Origin of the sequence: Caulifigura coniformis (assembly GCF_007745175.1) — a bacterium.
Classification (GTDB): Bacteria; Planctomycetota; Planctomycetia; order Planctomycetales; family Planctomycetaceae; genus Caulifigura; species Caulifigura coniformis.
On sequence record NZ_CP036271.1, the window covers coordinates 4,878,099 to 4,894,231 of the forward strand.

Genomic DNA, 16,133 nt, shown 5'->3' on the forward strand with positions numbered 1-16,133 from the left:
GGAAGGGGGAGAGAGCAAGGAGGGCGCGGGTGTATGAGGAGCGGTCCTGAGGCTCTCTTTCCGTGCGAAATTCTGTCGGGGCAGCGCAGGGCCCTGAATCGGCCGTTCAAGAGCGGCAGTCCGGATGGTTTGAGTCTGGCGAGCGCTGGTCTTCATAGTTGCTGTTGTCCCTCCATTCCTGCATGTGGGGTTGCGCGGCCGAGGTCGTGGGAAAGATGGACGTCAGCGAAGGTTGTGTCCTCGTGGCGGGGCCGGGACACTCAGCGACACCTATCGGTCTCCCGTTTTCCTGAAGTCCGCCAGCGCCGTGTCCGAGCCGCCGCGTCAAACCCGCTCCTACCTGATGTCGCTGTTCGAGCGGCACAGCGCCAATCCCCGACACGATCTGGGGCAGAATTTCCTGATCGACCTGAACCTGCACGACTACATCGTGGCGCAGGCAGGGATCACTCCGGACGACGTGGTACTGGAGGTCGGGACGGGCACGGGGGCGCTGACGAGCGCAATCGCCAAGGATGCCGACCGAGTGATCACGGTGGAGTACGACCGCCGGGTTCATGAAATCGCCAAAGAGCTGCTCCAATCGCGTCCGCAGGTGACCCTGCTCAACTGCGACGTCCTGAAGAACAAGAACCGCTTCAATCCCGACGTCATCGAGGCGGTGACGGCCGCCCTCGACGCCCGACCCGCCGGGAGCCTGAAGTCGTTGAAGCTTGTCGCGAACCTGCCGTACAACGTCGCGACGCCGGTCATGTCGAATCTCATCGCCACCGAGCTGCCGTGGAGGCGGATGGTCGTCACGATCCAGTATGAACTGGCGGAACGGATGGCCGCCGCTCCGGGCTCGTCCCAATACAGTGCCCTGACCGTCTGGCTGCAGGCCCAGACGAAAGTGACGCTGCTCAAGAAGCTGGGGCCGAATGTTTTCTGGCCGAGGCCGCAGGTCGATTCAGCGATCGTACGGATCGATCCGGACCTCGAGGCGCGGAACGCAATCGCGGACCGGGAATTCCTGCATACGTTTCTGCGTGACGTCTTTACGCAGCGTCGCAAGCGTCTGCGGGGCGTTGTCGCGTCGATGTTCAAGGCGACGCACGACAAGCCGGCTGTCGATGCGGCATTCGAACTCGCAGGCGTTTCGGCCGAGAGCCGGGCCGAGGATCTGCCGCCTGCGGATCTCGTGCGACTCTCGAACGCGCTGGCGGCGAGATCCGGACCTCGTGGCGATCGCTGACGCGTCACCCCATTTCTCTTCGTTGTCTCCCCGGGCTGTCAGTTCCATGGCCATTCCACTCGACGTTGCTTCGCTGCGTTCCCGTTTTCCGGCGCTGGCCCGGCGGTTCAACGATCATCCGGCGGCCTATTTCGACGGCGCGGCTGGAAGCCAGGTTCCGCAGTCGGTCATCGACGCGATCTCTGACGTCCTGGCGAATCACAATGCCAATCGTGGTAGCGCGATTCCGACGAGCCGCGAGGCGGACGAACGGATCGAGGAAGCGCATCGGGCGTTCGTCGACTTTCTCGGCGCTGCCGATCCGGCGGAGGTGTACACCGGTCAGAACATGACGTCGCTGACGTTCGCCATGAGCCGGGCGCTCTCTCGGACCTGGAAGCCGGGAGACGAGATCATCGTCACGCGTCTGGACCACGACGCCAACGTCACTCCGTGGACGCTCGCCGCCCGGGACGCCGGCGCAGTGGTTCACACCATCGATTTCCATGCCGACGACTGCACGCTCGATCTGGCGGCACTCGCGAGTCGCCTGAATTCCAGGACGCGGCTCGTCGCCGTGGGTTATGCCTCCAATGCCGTGGGGACGATCAACCCGATCGCCGAGATCTGCCGGCTTGCGCGGAGCGCGGGGGCGCTGACCTTCATCGACGCGGTCCACTTTGCCCCGCATGGACGGATCAATGTTTCCGAACTCGGTTGCGACTTCCTGGTCTGCTCGCCGTACAAGTTCTTCGGTCCGCACCTGGGAGTGATGTACGGCCGACTCGAGCATCTGGAGCGGCTGGAGGCGTACAGGCTGCGTCCCGCGCCAGCGCGGCCACCCGGCAAATGGATGACCGGGACGCAGAGCCACGAGTCAATCTGGGGGGGCGCTGCGGCTGTGGACTACCTCGCTTCACTGGGAGGCGACGCCGGATTCCGCGGCCAGCGGCTGGATGTCGCCTATGAGCGGATCCGGGCTCATGAACGGACAATTGGCGAGCGTCTGCTGTCGGGGCTGCGCGACCTGAAGACCTTCAGGCTGTGGGGGATCGCCGATTCCTCGCGGTGGGACGAACGGGTGCCGACATTCTCATTGACGCACGCGAAATTCACTCCGCAACAACTGTGCGACCAACTGCTGGAACGTGGGCTGTTCACCTGGGCCGGCAATCACTACGCCCTCTCGTTCTGCGAATGTTGCGATCTCGAGCCCGGGGGGACGCTGCGGCTAAGCCTTTTGCACTACAACACGCAGGCAGAAGTTGACCGCCTGCTGGAGGCGCTGCGGTCGTTTGACCGTTAAGACCCTGCGATCGTCGAAGGCCTCCGCCGGCGACACCGTCTCAAGACGTCCGATTCCCTTCCTTTTGTTCCACAGACTCGTGAGCGACTTTCTTCAACTCGCCGGCAAATCGATCCTCGTGATGGGCGTGGCCAATCGCAAAAGCGTGGCCTGGCAGACGGCCCAGGTTCTGACGGAGGCCGGCGCGGAAGTCGTCTATGCCGTGCGTTCCGAAGCCCGCCGTGATCAGCTGGCCAGATTCACGGGGGACGCGCCGATCTACATCTGCGACGTCGAAAAACAGGCCGAGATCGACGCCCTCCGCGACTCACTTTCGGCCGATGGAAGAACGCTGCAGGGCATCGTGCATTCGATTGCCTTCGCGGACTACTCGGCCGGCTGGAAGCCATTCCATGAAACGCCGCGGTCGGCATTCCTGCAGGCGGTGGACATTTCCTGCTTCTCGCTGATCGCCGTTTCCAACGCGCTGCGCGACCTCGTGGACAAGGAGCACGGGAGCGTTGTCACGATCTCCATCTCCACAACGCGGATGGCGGCGGAGAACTACGGCTACATGGCGCCGGTGAAGGCCGCGCTCGATTCGACGGTCTGTTTTCTGGCAAAGTCGTTCAGCGGGTTCTCGAAGATCCGCTTCAATGCCGTCTGCCCGGGGCTGCTGAAGACCTCGGCATCGGCCGGCATTCCGGGCTATGTCGACTCCTACCTGTTCGCCGAGCAGGCGACGCTGCGCAAGGAAGCGGTGCAGACACAGGAAGTCGCGAATACGGCGGCGTTTCTCCTGAGCCCCAGGTCATCGGGCATCAATGCCCAGGGGCTGGTGATCGATGCCGGGATGTCGACGAACTACTTCGACAAGGCGATCGTGACGCGGCCGTTTGATGGATCAAAGAACTGACGAGAGACGGGAGGAATGCCCCCTGCCGAGAGGAGGTTCCTTCGAGCCGCTGCGGATCAGGCTTCAGCGGAAAGCCGGGCAGCGAGCCAGCCAATGGCGATAATTGCGACTCCCAGGGTAAGGAAGTCGGTCGGAGTGGCGTCTCGCCAGCGCTCATACAGAGCGTGCATGAGGTCGATCAGGGCGCTTGGCATCGTTGGTTTTCCTCGGACCCACGGCAGAAATGGTACTGCCACCGCAGGAAAACCAGCCCTGTTCCAGGGGATGTCCGTCGAACTGGGACGACCTGCGTGACCGGAATGCCAAACTCGCCGGTTGTAACGACCCCTGGCAGGCCGGCGGCTGGAGTCAAATCGGAATTCCAGGCAGCCCAGTAGGGCCCGTTGCCGCTCAGGGCCCGTATAAGCTGGTGACGAGGCGGGCGACGTCGATGTCGCTGATACCAGCGTCTTTTCCTGCGAACCAGTCGGCCGGCTCGGAGGACACCAACACCCCCTCGCGCGATTCTTCGCTGTCGAGGGCGCCGTGGGAGCCTTTGACGAGCGTGGCGTCGAGTGTCGTTCTTGCGTGCTGTCGGTCGCCGAACAGTTCAAGCGGGTCGTATCCCGGCCTGGGGCGGGCGTTGCTGGTGCGGGGAGCGTTCGTGTCGTCGAACTGCCAATCGCCGGCGAACCATGAATCGGGCTTTGCGACGAGCACCACTTCGCCTGACCGCTCGTGGTTCAGCCCGATCTTCGTTCGCTGTTCACCGACCATCACGTGGGCGATGGCTGGATCATTCCGGAAGAGGTCGGCCACGCGGCGGATGTCGGCGGCGTCGCGGATGTAGATGTGCGCCAGCTGATGGTCGACCATCGCAAACGCCGGCGTGGCCCGGAAATCGAGAGACTCATGCCCGTCCTGCGACACGGGCATCAGCCATCCGGCCTCGCGGAGCACGCGGTTGGGATACCCGACCGACGAGACGGGAGTGACGCAGTACTCGCTGGCCACGAGCCAGGCGCTATTCCTGATTCCCGCGGCGGTGAAGCCATCGACCAGCGCTCCGATCGCCATGTCGAGTTCCGCGACGGCGTTCAACGTTTCGGAACTGTTCGGGCCAAATTTCTGAGTCGCGAAGTCGAGGTAGGGCAGAGAGACGAAGCTGAACCGCGGCCTGACGACGTAGGCGGTCTGGACAAAGGAGTCGACGATCCAGGCGATCGAGTTGATGCCGGGCTGCGGTTCCTGGACACGACCGCGCGGGAACTGGCCGAGGCAGTCCCGGAGCGTGCCGTAGAGTTCGGGCGGTTTGGAGTAGCAGTAGTGCGCGTCGCTGCCGTCGGGGTTGAGCACGGGATCGGCCGTACAGATGACATCGGCTTTCGCTCCCTTGGCGAGAGTCGCGAACCAGAGCGCGGAGGTGAGTGAGGCGTCGCGCTGCCGGAGCGTCTCCCAGATCTGCGGCGCCTGGACCGCCTGGTTCCAGGCGGTCCCGACTTCGACTTCCCCTTTTTCCCGCCAATAGAAGCCGCTGCCGACGACTCCGTGTCGCTCCGGGCCGACGCCGGTCGTGAGGCTGGCCTGAACCGAGGAACTAACCGCGGGGGATGAGGGGAAGAGGGGGACCGACAGCCCCTTTCGCGTGAGTTCGAGCAGGCGAGGCATCGAGCCGAGATCGCGCGACCTCAGTCCGGGAATGGAAAGGAGTACGACGGTCCGGGGCATGGAGTGGGGATTCATCAAAACAGAGGAGGGCGATTTCGGCCTGTGAACTGGCAACCGACGCAATGCGCCTCTCGCCTTCACCTTCGAGGCAGCTATGATAACGCATCCTCTCCAGTCATCCGTCTGCACGGGACCGGGCTGTTTCCAGCGTCATTCAAAGTCGTCTTCAGGATTCCATGCCGACGATCATCGACCTGCAGGCGCTCGGCGATTCTCCTGGCACGCTTGAAGTTGTGGCGAACGCCCTGATCTCGGGGGATCCTGTCGCTCTGCCGTTTGAAACGTCGTACGTGACGGCCGTCCTTCCGGACTGGCGGTTCCAAGGGGCGCAATCACATCTGTCCCGGTTTTCGGCGGCGCGGGGAGCCCTGGCGTTTCGTGACCTGGCCTCGGTGGACGACCTGGCGGGGCCGTTCTCCGGAAGGCCGCATCGCCTGCTGAGACGCTCATGGCCGGGGACGCTCATTGCCGAGTTCGCGGGACTGGCCGGTGATGCCCGACTGGCGGGGCTTCCGGAGTCGATCCAATCGCGTCTGGCGAGCGACGGCGCGGTGAGGACCATCGTTCCACGACACGAGTTCGTGCGGAACCTTCTGCGTCATCTTCCGGGGCCGCTGGTCGTCTCGATACCGACGGAGGACCGCGATCGGTGGGCCACTTCGACGGAATTGAACCGGGCCGTGGGACAGCACGTGGACATGCTCGTGGATGATGGACCGGCGCGTTACGATCAAGGTCCGACGGTGGTTCGCATCCAGGGGACTGACGTGCGTGTCGTCGAAGAGGGGGTCCTGTCAGAAAAGGCGATTGAACGCATGTCGGGGGAGATGATCCTGTTTGTCTGCACGGGGAACACCTGTCGCAGCCCCATGGCGGAATCGCTGTGCCGAAGGAAGCTTGCCGGTCGGCTGAACTGCTCGGACGACGACCTGCTTGATCACGGATATTCGGTGATGTCGGCGGGGCTTTCCGCCCAGCGCGGAGCACCGGCGGCCCAGGAAGCGATCGGCATTCTGGGGGAGGATGGGATCGACCTTCGCGGCCACGAGAGCCAGATGGTGACGCGGGCGATTCTGGACCAGGCCGACAGAGTCGTCACAATGACGCGTGCCCACCGGGATTCGATCGTGTCGAACATGCCGGAATTCGCCCACAAGGTGCGTCTGCTGTGTCCGGCAGGCCGCGACGTGGCGGACCCGATCGGTGGTGGAGAGCGGGAGTATCGCGAATGCCTCGACCAGATTTCTTCGCACCTCGATGCACTTCTCGACGAGATTCTTGGTGAGGAGAGGGGGGCAGGCCGGTCATGAAAATCGCCGTTGGTAGCGATCATCGCGGAGTGCGGATCAAGGGGCAGATTCTGTCGCAGCTGGCGGAGTTGGGCCACGAAGGGCTCGACGTCGGTCCGAGTGAAGGCGAGAGCGTGGACTATCCCGATTTTGCGTCGAAAGTCGCACGGGCCGTCTCGTTGAAAGACGTCGATCGGGGCATCCTGATCTGCGGGACGGGGATGGGGATGGTGATCACGGCCAACAAGTTTCCCGGGGTGCGGGCCGTCACGTGTCACGACGATGTGACCGCGGAGATGAGCCGTCGGCACAACGACGCGAACATCATGTGCCTTTCGGCCGACATGCTGGGGGACCGTCTTCTGGGGCGGATCGTGGACCTGTGGATGCGGACCGAGTTCGAAGGGGGGCGGCATCAGCGGCGGATCGAGAAGATCCTGCAGCTCGAGAAAGTGCTGGGGCTGACGGCTGACGCTCCGGAACGGGCGGGCTGCCAATCAGACACTGATGCGGCGACGTAGCGAGTCGCGTTTTCTCAAGTCGATTCATGCACAAAGCCCCGCGGCCGCTTTGAAGCGGCCGCGGGGCTTTTGTCGTTGAGAGTCGCCATTCCCAATGGAGAACACGGCGAAAAGCCGAGCTCATCTCGTGCTTCTCGCCGTGTTCGCGGGGCTGAATTGTCGCGGCCTGTGGTGTTCTCCACGCGATGCGGGAGAACTCGAGGCCAATATTGCCTGCCCGGGGTTCAAGACCCGGGCAGGCTGGACGCATTGTTACTTCAGGAGGCCCATCGCCTTGAGGCGGCAGTTCGGGCAATCCGGCTTCGGGTTGCCGAACATGTCGAGGTTCAGGCTGGTGGTGGCTTCCTTCGAGTTGAGCTGCTTTTCGAGCAGGTTCTTCAGGTTGGATTCCGAGACTTTCGCGCTGGTCGCGAAGACCTGCTTGCTCTGCTTGTTGTCGATGACAACCAGGCGGGGAAGGGTCGGCGAGCCGAAGCTCTTGAGGACCTTCTGGCCGTGCTCGGTCGTGGTGTCGATCTGGGCGACGACGTATTCGTCGAGGACCTTGGAGAGCTTTTCGTTGTCGCGGAGGCCGTGAACGTCAACGTCTTTCTTTTCGTCGCCGGTGTTGAGGACGACGAGCATGGGCCGCTTGTCGGCCTTGGCGGCCTTCCAGGCTTCGCCATAGTTTGCGAACTCAGCGGTGTGCGGGGTGTCGGAAGCAGCAGCTTCAGCACCGAAGAACAGGCCCGCCGTCAGCAAGAAACAACCAACCATCTTGACTCCCTTCAATACCATCCGGGTAAACACCTGCCAAACTCCGTTCACGTCCTCGGCAGGCTCTTGGTTCGCGCTCGAGTTCGAGATCCACTCCCCAGTTGTGGTCCGAGACGTCGTGGACGTCGCGCGGTCCTCGGGTTGAACGCTCATCACATTCGTTCAACTCATTCAGGACGGGGGGCACTTTGGGGGGGGGCGCGGGGCCTGTCAATGTTCCACCTGGTTTGAGTTCGCTATCGTGGCTTGTGCGTAAAGACTTTGCGTCGACTGCCAATTTCGCAAACTACAGTGCTGTCGCCCCTTGGGACAGCAACCGGTTTTTTCGCGACAAATCTGTTTTTTGGTTCATGTTCGATGAATGACCGCTTTCTCAGCCACATTTCTGCGCAGCTGGAGAGCATTCAAAATGCAGGTCTCCTCAAGCCAGAGCGCATCATCGAAACGCCTCAGGGGAGGCACGTCGCGGTGGATGGCCGCGAGGTGCTCAATCTCTGCGCGAACAACTACCTGGGGCTCGCGCAGCATCCTGCGATTCGCCAGGCAGGGCACGACGGACTTGACCAATGGGGCTATGGGCTGGCGTCGGTGCGTTTCATCTGCGGCACGCAGGGAGTCCACAAGTCGCTTGAACACGAACTCAGCAGCTTCCTGGGGACGGACGATACGATCCTGTATTCGTCGTGCTTCGATGCCAACGGCGGGCTTTTCGAGACGCTGCTCGGCCCAGAGGACGCGATCATCTCCGACGAGCTGAACCATGCGAGCATCATCGATGGGGTGCGGCTGTGTAAGGCGCAGCGTTTCCGCTATCGCAACAACGACATGTCTGAGCTGGAGGCGAGGCTGAAGGACGCGTCGTCGGCACGCTTTCGCCTGATCGCGACGGATGGCGTCTTCTCGATGGATGGTTACGTCGCGAACCTGGCGGGCCTCTGCGAGCTCGCGGACAAGTACGACGCGATCGTCATGGTCGACGATTCGCACGCCGTGGGGTTCATGGGGGCCTCGGGACGCGGGACACATGAGTACTGCGGAGTGATGGATCGCATCGACATCCTGACCGGAACGCTTGGGAAGGCGCTGGGCGGAGCCAGCGGCGGGTACACCAGCGGACGCCAGCCGATCATCGACCTGCTGCGCCAGCGCTCCCGCCCTTACCTGTTCTCCAACACCGTCGCGCCGCCGATCGTCGCGGGGACTCTCAAGGCACTCCAGATCATCAAGTCGTCGCCTGAACTGCTTTCCAGGCTGCGGGAAAACACTTCATTTTTCCGTCAGGCGATGACGGCCGCAGGCCTGTCGGTGCTGCCGGGCGAGCATCCGATCTGCCCGGTGATGATTGGCGACGCGGCCCTGGCATCGACGATGGCGGCCCGAATGCTCGAACGGGGCGTGTATGTCGTCGGCTTTTCCTATCCGGTCGTGCCGCAGGGGAAGGCCCGCATCCGAACCCAGGTGTCGGCCGCTCATACCGTGGATGACCTGCGTTTCGCCGTCGAGCAGTTTGCGGCAGTGAAGCAGGAACTGGGAATCTGACCATGCTCGAGGACCCCGCCGCGCCGATCGAACTCATCAATGCCGCGGCCGCCGTGCGCATGCGGGCTTATGCGCCTTACTCGAAGTTCCTGGTGGGAGCGGCGGTGAGGGCAGACGACGGCTCGGTATACGCCGGGTGCAACGTCGAGAACTCGTCGTTCGGACTGACGATCTGTGCTGAACGGAACGCTGTCGCCCAGATGGCCGCGGCGGGTCGGCGCCGGGCCGTCGAGATTGCCATCACGACGACCGGGGGACACGCTCCCTGCGGCGCGTGCCGCCAGGTCCTGTCAGAGTTCTCCCGCGGGCTGACCGTGTGGCTCGTGGACGTCGACTCCTCCGGCAAGCCGGTTTCCGCGGACCGGACGACGCTCGAGGTGCTGTTGCCGAGGCAGTTCGAGTTCGGGGAAAGTGAGTAGCGGCGTTGTTGGCGCTGGTGTGAGGTGCAGGGCCGATGGGCTGCGAGCACCGGCGGCTCACTGGGCGAGCCCGGAGGCGGGCGCGCTGGGTTCAATGGGGGCGGGCGGTTGCACGGAACCCGTTCTGTCGGCGACAGTTCAGTTCCTGGCACCCTGTGCGGACTGAAGGCAAATGGCGAAGACTCCCCCCCGGTACATCAATCGCGAGCTGAGCTGGCTCGAGTTCAACCAGCGGGTGCTCGATGAAGCGGCCGATGGATCCATCCCGCTCCTGGAGCGTCTGAAGTTTCTCGCGATTTCCGCGTCGAATCTCGACGAGTTCTTCCGCGTCCGCGTCGGCGGACTGCAGATGGTTGTTGCCCAGGGGGGTGTGAAACCCGATTCGTCGGGCATGACGCCGGATGAACAGTTGGCCGCGATTCACGATCGCGTCCAGCGGATGACGGCCGAGCAGCACCGCATTTACAACGAACTCGACCAGCAGTTGTCGACGCAGGGGCTCCGGCGATTGCGGGTCGAAGGCCTGTCGAAGGCACAGCGATCGGTCCTCGAGCGGGTCTTCGAAGAAGAAGTCTTCCCGGTCCTCTCCCCGATCGCGGTCACGTCTGGGGCCGATTTTCCGCTGGTATCGAGCGGCTTGCTCTGTGTCTGCGTGCGGCTGAAGAAGCGTCAGGAGGATGAGACGGCGCGATTTGCTCTCATTCCGTGCGGTCCCGGCGTGTCGAGGTTCCTCTCACTTCCGTCAGAAGCGGCGCAGGCTTTCATCCTGCTTGAGGATGCTCTCGGGGTGCTTGTCGGCAAGTTCTTCCAGGGAGAGGAGATTGCCGAGTGCGTACCGCTGCGGCTGACGCGCAACGCCGACATGTCGCTGCGTGAAGACGCGGCCCCCGACCTGCTGGAAGAGATGGAGAATCTCCTGGATGAACGGCGTCTGGGCGACTGCGTGCGGCTGGAACTTTCCGACCAGGCCTCACCCGAACTGGAGGGCTTCCTCAGGGCTTCGCTGGGTCTCAGCGACATCGACATTATCCGTCAGCCCGGGCCGCTGGAGCTTTCCGCATTCTTCCGCCTGACCGACCGACCCGCGGCAGATGCGTTGAAATATGAGGCGTGGCCACCGCAGCCTTCGCCGGCGATCCCGGCAGGGGCCTCGATGTTCGACGTGCTGTCGGCGGGCGACGTTCTGCTTTGCCATCCCTACGAGTCCTTCGATCCCGTGGTCCGGCTGCTGCAGGAAGCGGCGGCAGATCCCGACGTCCTGGCGATCAAGCAGACGCTATATCGCACGGCTCGGGACAGCCAGATCGTCGAAGCGCTCATGCTGGCGGCGGAGAAGGGGAAGCATGTCACAGTGATCGTCGAGTTGAAGGCCCGCTTCGATGAAGCCCGGAACATCGAATGGGCACGGCAACTGGAACAGGTCGGCGCGCAGGTGATCTATGGCGTCAAAGGCTTGAAGACCCACGCCAAGTGCTGCCTGATTGTCCGCCGTGAGCCGCATGGCATCGTCCGCTACATGCATTTCGGAACGGGGAACTACAACGAGCAGACGTCGCGGATCTACAGCGACATCAGTCTCTTCAGCTCGGATCGCGACCTGGGCGCCGACTCGGCGGCGTTCTTCAACGCCATTACGGGATATTCGCAGCCGCAGCGTTATCGCAAGATCGAGGCGGCGCCGATCGGGCTGCGTGACAAGCTTCTGGAAATGATCCGTGCGGAGACGGAGTTCAAGCAGCAGGGCCGCCCCGCCCGGATCGACGCCAAGGTGAACGCGCTGGTCGATCCAGTTCTCATCGATGCACTTTACGAGGCGTCGCAGGCGGGGGTCGAAGTGCGGCTGAATGTCCGGGGCATCTGCTGCCTGAGGCCGGGCGTGAAGCGGCTCAGCGAGAACATCGAGGTCGTCAGCATCATCGACCGGTTTCTCGAGCACGCCCGCATCCTGCACTTTCACCACGGCGGCGATCACCGCGTGTTCATCTCGAGCGCCGACTGGATGCCGCGCAATCTCGACAAGCGAATCGAGCTTCTCGTGCCGGTCATCGACCCGGCCTGCCGCGACAAGGTCATCAACATTCTCGAGAGTTACTTCAGCGACAACGTGAAGTCGCGCAAGCTCCTGTCGGACGGAACGCATCGCCGGCTGGTCCCCGGGAAGCGGACGCCGTTCCGTTCGCAACAGAAGCTGTATGATGAAGCGAAGCGAGCCAACCAGTCGGCCGAGCAGCAGTCACGAACGACATTCGAGCCGCATCGTCGAGGGGCGTGACGGCGAAAAGGTCGCGTCCGGGCCGGTCGGACAGATCCAGACACATCGGTTCCTTTCAAGGCAGACCATGTCCGTTCGCCTGATTGCGTTCGCGTTTCTCGCCGCCTTTGTGCCTGCGCCGGGGCTCGCGGAGAATCCGGCTCCGACTCATGCGGACGTGAGCTACGGTCCGCACGACCGCAACGTGCTCGACTTCTGGAAGGCCGACTCGACGAGGGCGACTCCCGTCATTGTGTTCATCCATGGCGGCGGTTTCTCCAAGGGGGACAAGTCGGGTATTCGCAAAGACTCGATCATCAAGGCGTCGCTCGACCGGGGCATCTCCTTCGCGGCGATCAACTATCGTTACCGCAGCGCGGCGCCGATTCAGGAGATCCTTCGGGACTGCGCCCGCGCGATCCAATTCCTGCGCTCGAAGGCGGCCGACTGGAACATCGATAAGACCCGCTTCGCGTCTTACGGAGGCTCGGCCGGGGCCGGGACCTCCCTGTGGCTGGCCTATCACGACGATCTGGCCGATCCGGCGAGTGCCGATCCTGTGCTGCGGGAGTCGACGCGTCTGACCTGTGCAGGTGCGAACTCGACGCAGTTCACGTACGACATTCCCCGCTGGAAGGAACTGTTCGAGAAGGCCGATCAATCAGTCGCCGAGCAACTTCTGCTGCCGACGTTCTATGGCCTCACGACCTGGACAGAGCTCGAATCCGAGGCGGGGAAGAAGATCCGCAGCGACTGCGACATGTGCGGCCTGATCTCGAAAGATGACCCGCCCGTGTTTCTATCGACCAAGGGGCCCGGCGGACCGGTGACGGGTCGGGGCCACCTGCTCCATCATCCGCTGCACGCCAAGGCGATTCAGGATCGCTGTCGCGAGGTGGGATGCATTGCGGTCGCAGACCTGCCAGGGCTGGAGATTCGCCCGGGAACTGATCAACCCCGTGACCTCAGCAGTTTCCTGTTTCAGAATCTGCAGCCGGCCGTTTCGGGCCCGCGGAAGTGAACTCTCACACGTCGTGGCTTCATCGGCTTCTACGGCTGAAGCCTGGATTCGCCCCTCGATGGCTGCTGTCCACCCGCAGTTGCACCATCGATCTGGCGAGTCTGCTCTCGCACTTCGTGATCGCGGTCCTTGCTATCGGAACCGTTCTTTCCGGACCGGGAGTTCTGGCCGCGGCTGCGAGGCATCCCTATTGGGCGGCCGTGATCGGGTTTCTAATCATGTTGATCGTCGAGCTCGCGGTTGAGCGGGCGCGTAGGATTGAGCGAAAAACTCGCGCGAGGATTCGCCACGGCGACGCGGACTCGCCATGAGATGTTGCGCAATTATCCGCGGATTGCCTCGTAGGCCTTGCCCATCGCGTCGACCTTGTCCCACTGCTTGGACACACCGGACCAGTGGAAGACCATGACGCCGGTGGAGGGCTTTCGCGTCCCGTGGTCGATGATGTCCTGAACCTGGGCGGCTTTCACGGTCTCGCCCCAGTCTGCCAACTGGACGATCGGCCAGATCTTCTGCAGTTCGTTCCGGGCTCCGGTCAGGTTCAGCAACTTCCCGAGCGCGGCGGTCTGTCGTGAAATCCAGGAGACGTCCTGCGGATGCCCGAACCGGGCGTGGTAGGGCATGATGCTGAAGACATCGATGTACTTCGCCTGGGCCGGCAGGTCGATCGCCAACTTGTGGCGGATCGCGCCGTCGTAGTCTTCCTGCGACCACGGGCAGTGAAACGTTCCCAGCAGTGCTCCGGGGCGGGTGGCGTTCAGGATCTCGCGGTATTCCCGCACCCAGTCGGTAAAGACATTGCAGCGAAATTCGGTCCACGCGTTCCGAAGTGGTCCGAGGAGTTGCGTCGACGCCTCAGAAACCTTCGCCGGCAGCACGATCCCCGTCGACTTCGCGAACTGCTCGAGGGCGGCGGGAGAGAAATCCGTATCGGGCATCAGCGGCGTGTCGCGTTCCCAACTCGCATGCGCGTGGTGATAGTCGAGCCAGATGCCATCAATCTCGAAGGTCTCGAGGACGCGCTGGAACTCGGCCATCCGTTCCTGCCGGTACCCTGCGTGGAACGGGCTGACGCCCTGCCATCCCTCGGGGGGCGGCGAGGGTTTTCCATCGATGCCGATCGGGGCGGCATCCGGATGTTGTTTCAGAAACGCGGCATGATGCATCGAGTTGAACTCGGCGAAGACCTTGACGCCGAGTTTGTGGCAACGGTTGATCTCCGCCTGGTTGAGCCCTCCGGACCCAATCCACACCGCGTTTACGCCATAGTCGTCGGGCTTCTGGCCTCGCTCGAAAATCGCGGACGGATAGCCGCCGTAGATGCCGCGAATCGCGACATGCGAACGAGCAACGAGCGGACGCTCGTCGTTGGCTTCAGCCACCCCCGCCGAGCGCAGGGAATGAAAGCCGGCGACGGCGAGTGAGCCGGCGGCGCAGCGGGCGAGAGCGTCGCGTCGGGAGAGAGCGTTGCTGGTGGTTCGCGTCGTCACGGTTGTCCTCAATCAGGGAGTGCTCGTCGTCCCGGCGTTCGCCGCCGCTGGCTTCCGGGTTTGTTCCTTAAAGAACCGCACGATCAGCGCAGGGGCATCGGCGGAGTATTTGTGCCCGCCGTCGTGCACCATCCAGATGACCGGCTTCCCGGAGGGTGAAGGGTATTCTGTGCAGTCGGTGGCCCAGCTCTTTCCGGTTTCCTCGCAACGGTTGATCCGTCGGACGGCGTCGACCGTTCGCGTCTGGCCGGCATAGGAGACGATGGCATCGGTTTTTCCCGTCACCTGGAACACGGGAAGCGGCTTCAGGGAGTTTGAGAGTGGCGGATTGGCGGACGAAGGCGCGATTGCGGCGAAGAGATCCGGCCGGGCTCCCCACAGAGCGTAGGTGAAGCCGCCGCCGTTCGAATGGCCGGTGGCGTAGATGCGGTTGTCATCGATCGACGTCTTTGACTTCACGTGTGCGAGGAAGGCATCGAAGGCTTTGACGTCGCGGTCGCCCTGCTGACCGGGAAGGTTCTGCCAGCCGGGCCGTTCACCGGCAGGATCGCGTAGGGTCGCGGTCTTGAGCCCCTGCATGTAGACGACGACAGCGTCCGGCCAGGCCTTCTCAAATGCGAACGTCCGTGCGGCGTTCCGCATGGTTCCGCCGTGGCCGTGGAATGCGAACACCACCGGCGCGGGCTTCGCGCTGGAAGCTCCCTCGGGGATCGCGATCAGCGCCTCGCGGGTGACGCCATCGACCTGAAGTTCGACGGCCGCCAGGTTGGGGTCGGCGGCGAGAACGAGAACGAGGAACAACGGCGTCATGTTGGCGACTCCGCAGAGAGATCAGATCGGCGCATGGCCCCTGCGCAGCTTAGCAGAGGATCACGCGGGCCGCCGGAGATGGCGGAGAATGGGCATTCCCAAGGGCCCGGCGAGGTGCAGCCGTTCTAGCGGAACTCTTCCACCGGCCCTTCAACCGTTTCCTCTTCGGCCTCGGACAGCGAGAGGGAGATTCTCTCCGGGGGGCGCTTGAGTTTGAGGCGTTCGAGCAGGGTTGGCTCGGTGGATCGGGCTTCGGCCACCTTGACGACCGGCTTGACGGAGGATGTCGGACCGTTGCGGACCTGGGTCACGACTTTGGACGCATCTGGATTCGGCCGCGCGGTGCTTTGGGCGGTCTTTGACCGCAGGAGGTCGACGCCGAAGAACGGCTGGCCCGAGTTGCTGTCCATCTGGAACATCGTGCGCCCAACCTCGCACCCCTGGAGGAGGCACGCGGCGACGAGCCAGACACAAAGCCTGCATCCTTGCATGGCCGGTTGGGTGAAAGGGGTCTTGTTCCCGGGAGCCGCGTCCTGCGGCGAGGGAGATTCTACTTTTCCGCAGTGGCTGCCGGGCCCAATGGGGGCTCCCACTGGTCGCGCGACACCTGGGCGTCGCCCTGCAGTGAGTTGCACCCCGCGAGGACGCCGAGGAGCAGCACGCACATGCACGCGAAGCTGCGTCGAGTCATGTCTGGCACTCCATACGATCGTCCGGCGGAAACTGCGAAGCGGGTTGTTAACACAAGAAGCCGGACCGGCGGAATAGGAAGTGTAACTCGTTTCCGGGGAGGAGCCTGCGGCGAACACGGCCCGCAGGGGGAACCCTTGTCGACGGAAAAACTCGCGAGATCGCGCTTGCAGACCCGAATAGTTCGCCTACGATGTTGTTGGCGGTCGAGCAAGCGTTAGCCCGC

General features: G+C 63.3%; 16 protein-coding genes. 9 read left to right on the plus strand and 7 right to left on the minus strand.

Translation table 11 applies throughout. From position 1 onward, the window contains the following. The first annotated feature begins 307 nt into the window (after positions 1 to 307). The 3 genes from rsmA (at position 308) to Pan44_RS19595 (ending at position 3,414) form a co-directional block, all read left to right on the plus strand. Positions 308 to 1,234: a 16S rRNA (adenine(1518)-N(6)/adenine(1519)-N(6))-dimethyltransferase RsmA gene (gene rsmA / locus Pan44_RS19585; protein ID WP_145032604.1), complete on the plus strand. Its 927-nt coding sequence runs from the start codon at positions 308 to 310 to the stop codon at positions 1,232 to 1,234. A gap of 46 nt (positions 1,235 to 1,280) precedes the next feature. Then, positions 1,281 to 2,519 (plus strand): cysteine desulfurase-like protein, encoded by a 1,239-nt coding sequence (locus tag Pan44_RS19590; RefSeq protein ID WP_145032607.1) that lies wholly within the window; start codon positions 1,281 to 1,283, stop codon positions 2,517 to 2,519. Positions 2,520 to 2,640: 121 nt separating this feature from the next. Next, positions 2,641 to 3,414: an enoyl-ACP reductase FabI gene (locus tag Pan44_RS19595; protein ID WP_145035109.1), complete on the plus strand. Its 774-nt coding sequence runs from the start codon at positions 2,641 to 2,643 to the stop codon at positions 3,412 to 3,414. Between the two features lie 56 nt (positions 3,415 to 3,470). Here the strand turns inward: Pan44_RS19595 and Pan44_RS27500 are convergent, their stop codons facing one another. After that, positions 3,471 to 3,608: a hypothetical protein gene (locus tag Pan44_RS27500; protein ID WP_197453492.1), complete on the minus strand. Its 138-nt coding sequence runs from the start codon at positions 3,606 to 3,608 to the stop codon at positions 3,471 to 3,473. Positions 3,609 to 3,804: 196 nt separating this feature from the next. Continuing rightward, positions 3,805 to 5,121, minus strand: coding sequence for an alkaline phosphatase family protein (locus Pan44_RS19600; protein ID WP_197453493.1), 1,317 nt, complete (start codon positions 5,119 to 5,121; stop codon positions 3,805 to 3,807). A gap of 176 nt (positions 5,122 to 5,297) precedes the next feature. On the opposite strand from Pan44_RS19600, the gene Pan44_RS19605 reads away from it, so the two are divergent. Together Pan44_RS19605 and rpiB are read left to right on the plus strand one after the other, a co-directional pair. Beyond that, the gene (locus tag Pan44_RS19605) at positions 5,298 to 6,431 is read left to right on the plus strand and encodes an arsenate reductase/protein-tyrosine-phosphatase family protein (RefSeq protein ID WP_145032613.1); all 1,134 of its coding nucleotides are present in this window, start codon (positions 5,298 to 5,300) and stop codon (positions 6,429 to 6,431) included. Further along, positions 6,428 to 6,931 carry a ribose 5-phosphate isomerase B gene (gene rpiB / locus Pan44_RS19610; RefSeq protein WP_145032616.1) on the plus strand — a complete coding sequence of 168 codons (504 nt, stop codon included), beginning with the start codon at positions 6,428 to 6,430 and terminating at the stop codon, positions 6,929 to 6,931. Before Pan44_RS19605 ends, rpiB begins: the two co-directional genes overlap by 4 nt. Before the next feature lie 252 nt (positions 6,932 to 7,183). Here the strand turns inward: rpiB and Pan44_RS19615 are convergent, their stop codons facing one another. Beyond that, positions 7,184 to 7,687 (minus strand): thioredoxin domain-containing protein, encoded by a 504-nt coding sequence (locus Pan44_RS19615; RefSeq protein ID WP_145032619.1) that lies wholly within the window; start codon positions 7,685 to 7,687, stop codon positions 7,184 to 7,186. A gap of 357 nt (positions 7,688 to 8,044) precedes the next feature. Between Pan44_RS19615 and Pan44_RS19620 the strand changes: the two genes are divergently transcribed. The 4 genes from Pan44_RS19620 to Pan44_RS19635 all read left to right on the plus strand — a co-directional run bounded on the left by Pan44_RS19620 (position 8,045) and on the right by Pan44_RS19635 (position 12,917). After that, positions 8,045 to 9,226 carry a glycine C-acetyltransferase gene (locus Pan44_RS19620; protein WP_145032622.1) on the plus strand — a complete coding sequence of 394 codons (1,182 nt, stop codon included), beginning with the start codon at positions 8,045 to 8,047 and terminating at the stop codon, positions 9,224 to 9,226. A gap of 2 nt (positions 9,227 to 9,228) precedes the next feature. Next, positions 9,229 to 9,645, plus strand: coding sequence for a cytidine deaminase (locus Pan44_RS19625; protein ID WP_145032625.1), 417 nt, complete (start codon positions 9,229 to 9,231; stop codon positions 9,643 to 9,645). Positions 9,646 to 9,817: 172 nt separating this feature from the next. Then, positions 9,818 to 11,917, plus strand: a complete 2,100-nt coding sequence (ppk1, locus tag Pan44_RS19630) for a polyphosphate kinase 1 (RefSeq protein ID WP_145032628.1) — start codon at positions 9,818 to 9,820, stop codon at positions 11,915 to 11,917. Positions 11,918 to 11,984: 67 nt separating this feature from the next. After that, on the plus strand, positions 11,985 to 12,917 hold the full coding sequence (locus tag Pan44_RS19635) for an alpha/beta hydrolase fold domain-containing protein (RefSeq protein WP_145032631.1): 933 nt from the start codon (positions 11,985 to 11,987) through the stop codon (positions 12,915 to 12,917). Between the two features lie 323 nt (positions 12,918 to 13,240). Here the strand turns inward: Pan44_RS19635 and Pan44_RS19640 are convergent, their stop codons facing one another. From Pan44_RS19640 to Pan44_RS27505, 4 genes are all read right to left on the minus strand, one after another. After that, positions 13,241 to 14,407, minus strand: a complete 1,167-nt coding sequence (locus Pan44_RS19640; protein WP_231754108.1) for an alpha-amylase family protein — start codon at positions 14,405 to 14,407, stop codon at positions 13,241 to 13,243. A 12-nt stretch (positions 14,408 to 14,419) separates the two neighbouring features. Continuing rightward, positions 14,420 to 15,217 (minus strand): alpha/beta hydrolase family esterase, encoded by a 798-nt coding sequence (locus tag Pan44_RS19645; protein ID WP_145032634.1) that lies wholly within the window; start codon positions 15,215 to 15,217, stop codon positions 14,420 to 14,422. A 125-nt stretch (positions 15,218 to 15,342) separates the two neighbouring features. Next, positions 15,343 to 15,636, minus strand: a complete 294-nt coding sequence (locus Pan44_RS19650) for a hypothetical protein (protein WP_145032637.1) — start codon at positions 15,634 to 15,636, stop codon at positions 15,343 to 15,345. Positions 15,637 to 15,767: 131 nt separating this feature from the next. After that, positions 15,768 to 15,908 carry a hypothetical protein gene (locus Pan44_RS27505; RefSeq protein WP_197453494.1) on the minus strand — a complete coding sequence of 47 codons (141 nt, stop codon included), beginning with the start codon at positions 15,906 to 15,908 and terminating at the stop codon, positions 15,768 to 15,770. Positions 15,909 to 16,133 lie beyond the last annotated feature (225 nt).

Excerpts from the sequence above, each read along its gene's own strand:
- Pan44_RS19590 (WP_145032607.1), top strand. The coding sequence starts at position 1,281 with ATGGCCATTCCACTCGACGTTGCTTCGCTGCGTTCCCGTTTTCCGGCG.
- Pan44_RS19595 (WP_145035109.1), top strand. The coding sequence starts at position 2,641 with ATGGGCGTGGCCAATCGCAAAAGCGTGGCCTGGCAGACGGCCCAGGTT.
- Pan44_RS27500 (WP_197453492.1), bottom strand. The coding sequence starts at position 3,608 with ATGCCAAGCGCCCTGATCGACCTCATGCACGCTCTGTATGAGCGCTGG.
- Pan44_RS19600 (WP_197453493.1), bottom strand. The coding sequence starts at position 5,121 with ATGCCCCGGACCGTCGTACTCCTTTCCATTCCCGGACTGAGGTCGCGC.
- Pan44_RS19605 (WP_145032613.1), top strand. The coding sequence starts at position 5,298 with ATGCCGACGATCATCGACCTGCAGGCGCTCGGCGATTCTCCTGGCACG.
- rpiB (WP_145032616.1), top strand. The coding sequence starts at position 6,428 with ATGAAAATCGCCGTTGGTAGCGATCATCGCGGAGTGCGGATCAAGGGG.
- Pan44_RS19615 (WP_145032619.1), bottom strand. The coding sequence starts at position 7,687 with ATGGTTGGTTGTTTCTTGCTGACGGCGGGCCTGTTCTTCGGTGCTGAA.
- Pan44_RS19620 (WP_145032622.1), top strand. The coding sequence starts at position 8,045 with ATGAATGACCGCTTTCTCAGCCACATTTCTGCGCAGCTGGAGAGCATT.
- Pan44_RS19625 (WP_145032625.1), top strand. The coding sequence starts at position 9,229 with ATGCTCGAGGACCCCGCCGCGCCGATCGAACTCATCAATGCCGCGGCC.
- ppk1 (WP_145032628.1), top strand. The coding sequence starts at position 9,818 with ATGGCGAAGACTCCCCCCCGGTACATCAATCGCGAGCTGAGCTGGCTC.
- Pan44_RS19635 (WP_145032631.1), top strand. The coding sequence starts at position 11,985 with ATGTCCGTTCGCCTGATTGCGTTCGCGTTTCTCGCCGCCTTTGTGCCT.
- Pan44_RS19645 (WP_145032634.1), bottom strand. The coding sequence starts at position 15,217 with ATGACGCCGTTGTTCCTCGTTCTCGTTCTCGCCGCCGACCCCAACCTG.
- Pan44_RS19650 (WP_145032637.1), bottom strand. The coding sequence starts at position 15,636 with ATGTTCCAGATGGACAGCAACTCGGGCCAGCCGTTCTTCGGCGTCGAC.
- Pan44_RS27505 (WP_197453494.1), bottom strand. The coding sequence starts at position 15,908 with ATGACTCGACGCAGCTTCGCGTGCATGTGCGTGCTGCTCCTCGGCGTC.